4 protein-coding genes are annotated in these 3639 nt (G+C 67.2%); 1 reads left to right on the top strand and 3 read right to left on the bottom strand.

The genetic code is table 11. The features are described 5' to 3' along the window. Window positions 1-656: Fic family protein (locus ACMO6A_RS06010; RefSeq protein WP_418470902.1), on the top strand; the 656-nt coding region annotated here is incomplete at its 5' end. Window positions 657-710: 54 nt separating this feature from the next. Here ACMO6A_RS06010 and ACMO6A_RS06005 read toward each other — a convergent pair. The 3 genes from ACMO6A_RS06005 to ACMO6A_RS05995 form a co-directional block, all read right to left on the bottom strand. Then, window positions 711-1436, bottom strand: coding sequence for a hypothetical protein (locus ACMO6A_RS06005; protein ID WP_418470901.1), 726 nt, complete (start codon window positions 1434-1436; stop codon window positions 711-713). A 1-nt stretch (window position 1437) separates the two neighbouring features. After that, window positions 1438-3297 (bottom strand): FAD-binding protein, encoded by a 1860-nt coding sequence (locus ACMO6A_RS06000; protein WP_009609150.1) that lies wholly within the window; start codon window positions 3295-3297, stop codon window positions 1438-1440. Next, window positions 3294-3639, bottom strand: a 346-nt coding sequence (locus ACMO6A_RS05995; RefSeq protein ID WP_418470900.1) for an FMN-binding protein, incomplete at its 5' end; no start/stop codon positions are given. The genes ACMO6A_RS06000 and ACMO6A_RS05995, both read right to left, overlap by 4 nt.

Genomic DNA, 3639 nt, shown 5'->3' with positions numbered 1-3639 from the left:
ACATGGACGACCTCCTCGAGGCCCACGGCGTCATGATGGAAGGCCTGCGCAAGGACGCGGGAACCTTCCGGACGAAAAACGCAGGAGTATACGACGGGGATCGATTGATCCATGCCGGAACCCCCGCATCCTACGTTCCCGAAGTTATGGCCGACCTGTTCGAATGGCTGGGTTCGACGAAGCTCCACCCGCTTCTCGCTTCGTGCGTATTCCATTACGAGTTCGAATTCATCCACCCGTTCTCCGACGGAAACGGCCGCATCGGAAGGCTCTGGCACACGCTGCTGCTGGCTCGATGGCGCTCCGTGCTCGCCTGGCTGCCGATCGAAAGCATGATCCGGGAGCGCCAAGACGCGTACTACGCCGCATTGAACGAATCGAACGCGACCGGATCCTCGACCGCCTTCGTAGCCTTCATGCTCTCGGCCATCCGCGATGCGATGGAGCCTTTCTGCACGGAAGAGCGTCGAGAGGACGGGCTGAGGAATAGCATCCTGAGCCTCATGGCCGAGAACCCTTCGATCACGGTCTCCGAGATCGCGGAAGCCGTCGGCCTGGCAAGACGCACGACGGAGCGCGCCATAGCTTCGCTCAAGGAAAGCGGGCGCGTCCGGCGCGTCGGAAGCCCACGCGCCGGACACTGGGATATTCCCTAAAAGAAGGCCGCGCTTCCCCCTGTCCGAAAGGAGAAGCGCGACCGGGATTCCATGCTACGCGCGACCCTTCTTCACCAGCGCGCCCATCCCGAACATGATGGCCAGGTTCACGACCACGTCGGCGGCGAACCACGCGCCCACGGCCGCCAGGTTGATCGACGCTGCATTGACGGCCGAGAACGTGCCCACGGTGAGAACCATGACCACGAGACCGCAGACGAAAGCCGCGAGCACCAGGTTCCAGCCTGCGCGCTTCTCGTCGCGCGCCCGCGCGAGGCAAGCGCACACCGTCATGGACGCTGCGCCCAGAAGCGTGCCGAGAAACGCCGCGAACCCCACGAGCGCCAGCACGAGCATCGGCAGGGAGGGCAGCTTCGAGCTCATGGACGCCATCTGCACGGCCGAGAGTATCCCGCTCGCCGTGATCAGCAGGCACACGATGGCCGCAAGCGCCGTCGCCCAGCCCCACAGAAACGCAGTCGCCGGCCTGCCCGCGCCCTCGCTGCGGCGCGCGAACAGCAGACCGTGCAGCGCGACGCCCGCCGTGGACACGACCATCGCCAGCGATGCTGCGTACATGAACGCCACGAGCGCCGACCCGGTCAGGATGGAGCACACGACGTCGAGGATGGGCACGTCGGCCGCCGAGATGTAGTCGTAGGAAAGCGTTCCGGTCAAGTCCATCACGGCCAGCCCGATGCGCCCCACGATCGCCACCGCGAGCGCGATCAGGAACAGCATCGCATACGGCCGCGCCATGTCCTTCAACTGCTCTTTCATGCTACTCCCCTCCCTTCATCTCGTTGGCGACGGCGTACGTGCCGCACAAGTACCCGCCGCAGAACGCCAGGCTCACGTCGCCCAACAGCGAACCCAGGATAGGGTCGCCGATGTAGCTGTTCTCGCCGCACGCGCCGCCGGCCGTGTGCCAGCCCGCGTACAGGCCGGGGATCACGGTGCCCTTGGTCGAGATCACCTGCATCTCGTCGTTGATCATGAGGCCTGCCTTCGTGCCGTACAGGTTTCCGCCGATGCGGCAGCCGTAGAACGGCGGGTCCTTGATGGCGTGCAGCCACTCGGGAGGCATGGGATACATGAAGTCGTCCTCGCCGCGCTCGCAGCACGCGTTCCACTTCTCCACGGCCTCTACCAGCACGCCGGGGGCGAACCCCAGGTCGCGCTCCAGCTCCTCCAGCGAGTCGCGCTTCTTCAGCACGTCGGCGTCGATGGCGTCCTGCACGCCGTGGTGCCAGTCGCGATAATGCTCGGGCACCTTGTCGATCTGCTCGAGGTCGGGCGTGATCAGCTTGCGGCAATGCTCCTGCGCGAAGCCGGCCAGATGATCCTCGTAGTGCGCGTCGAAGACGATGTAGGAGCGGTGCCCCGGCGGCGTCATCTGGATGGTGGCCAGATCGCCCAGCGCGTAGATGGCGTTCGCGCCGTCCTCGCCCACGCGGCTGTCCATGTAGCGAAGACGGTTGCCGCAGCGGTCGACGGTGAACCACGGCTGGCGCGACAGCTGCGTCATGCCGTCGTAGAGGAAGCGCGCCCACTGGCCGCCCTCGGCCTCCCAATCGACGCCGCCGTCGAAGCTGGCCGAGCTGTTGAAGCCCGACACGTCGGCGTTCACGCCCAAGCCCATGCGGAAGCACTCGCCCGTCTCGCCCGCCGTGAGGTAGCTCGAGGCGCAGCCCATGGCCGCCGTGGGGATGTAGCGCTCCAACAGGGCTTTGTTGTTGCAGAAGCCGCCCGCCGTGAGGATGACGGCGCGTTCGGCGTGGATGTACTTCTCTGCGCCGTAATCCTCGCGCACCACCACGCCCACGATCCTCCCGTCGCCGTCCTGCACGAGCGCCTCCGCCGGGCTTTGGAAGAGGTACTGCACGCCGTGCTTCTGACCAAAGCTGAACATGGCGTCGGTGGCGTCCTTCATCTTGAGCACATGGTGGTCGAGCGTCGAGTTCTTCGGCGCCACGTACACCGGCACCTCGCCCAAGCGCCACCGGACGCCGCAGTCGGCCATCCAGTCGATGCACGTGCCGCCCGCCTCGGCGATGCGGTGGATGAGCAGCGGGTCGCACGCGTAATGGTACTCGTCGATGGCCCAATCGGCCAGCTTGCGCGCGTCGAAGGGGTAGGACGGGAACGCGAAACGCTTCGACTCCTGCAGCTTCGATCCGCCGAGGATGGCGCACATGCCCGCCTCCTGGGCGTTGCCGCCGTGCAGACCCATAGCCTCGACGCAGATGGTCCGCGCGCCCTGCTCGGCCGCGCGCGCCGCCGCGTTCAAGCCGCCGCCGCCCGCGCCCACCACACAGATGTCGCACTCGCAATCCCATGTCGCGGGCACCGCGCGCGGAGGGATAGGGCTTGCATCGTCCGCCGGGAACGCCGCGCCGTTGTGCTCGCGATACGTGCCGTCCGACCAAGAGGCGTTGGTGACGGCGCTGTCGGGCACGTCGACGGCCTTCGACCCATCAGCCGCCCAGTCGCCGATCACGCCCTCCTGCACCGCATAGGCCGCGCCCGGCACCGCCGCCGCGGCCGCGGCGGCTCCCACCGTCAAGCCCGCCCTCGTCAAGAAATCGCGGCGAGACAGCGGCGCATGCGCGCCCGTCTGCCCGTGAACCTGCTTCGTCATCGGAATCCCCCCTGTTCCTGCTTCGCGGCGGCGGCTTCTGCCTGCGAGAGCGCGTCCTCCACCGCCTGCCTGACGCCCGCCGTGGTGATGGTGGCGCCGCTGATCGCGTCGATGCCGGCGCCTTGCGCGGCCTCGATCATGGCGGCGAACCTGCCGTCGCGGATGGCCTCGTAGCCTCCGCGGCTCTGGCTCTCGCCCTCCTGCGCGGTTTCCAAACACGAGATGCGGTTGTCCTGCACGAGCAGCTTGACGGTCACGAGGCCCTCCATCCCTTTGCCCGTGCCCGTGTACACGCCGTCGGCGAGCTCGCCTTCGGCCTTCGCGCCCTGATCGGCCTGAACC

It is taken from the genome of Eggerthella sp., assembly GCF_048329335.1.
Lineage (GTDB): Bacteria > Actinomycetota > Coriobacteriia > Coriobacteriales > Eggerthellaceae > Eggerthella > Eggerthella lenta.
The sequence above is the reverse complement of the archived record's forward strand: the minus strand, read 5'-3'. Positions and strand labels throughout refer to the sequence as shown.

Coding starts and splice junctions, on each gene's coding strand:
- ACMO6A_RS06005 (WP_418470901.1), bottom strand. CDS start 1,436: ATGAAAGAGCAGTTGAAGGACATGGCGCGGCCGTATGCGATGCTGTTC.
- ACMO6A_RS06000 (WP_009609150.1), bottom strand. CDS start 3,297: ATGACGAAGCAGGTTCACGGGCAGACGGGCGCGCATGCGCCGCTGTCT.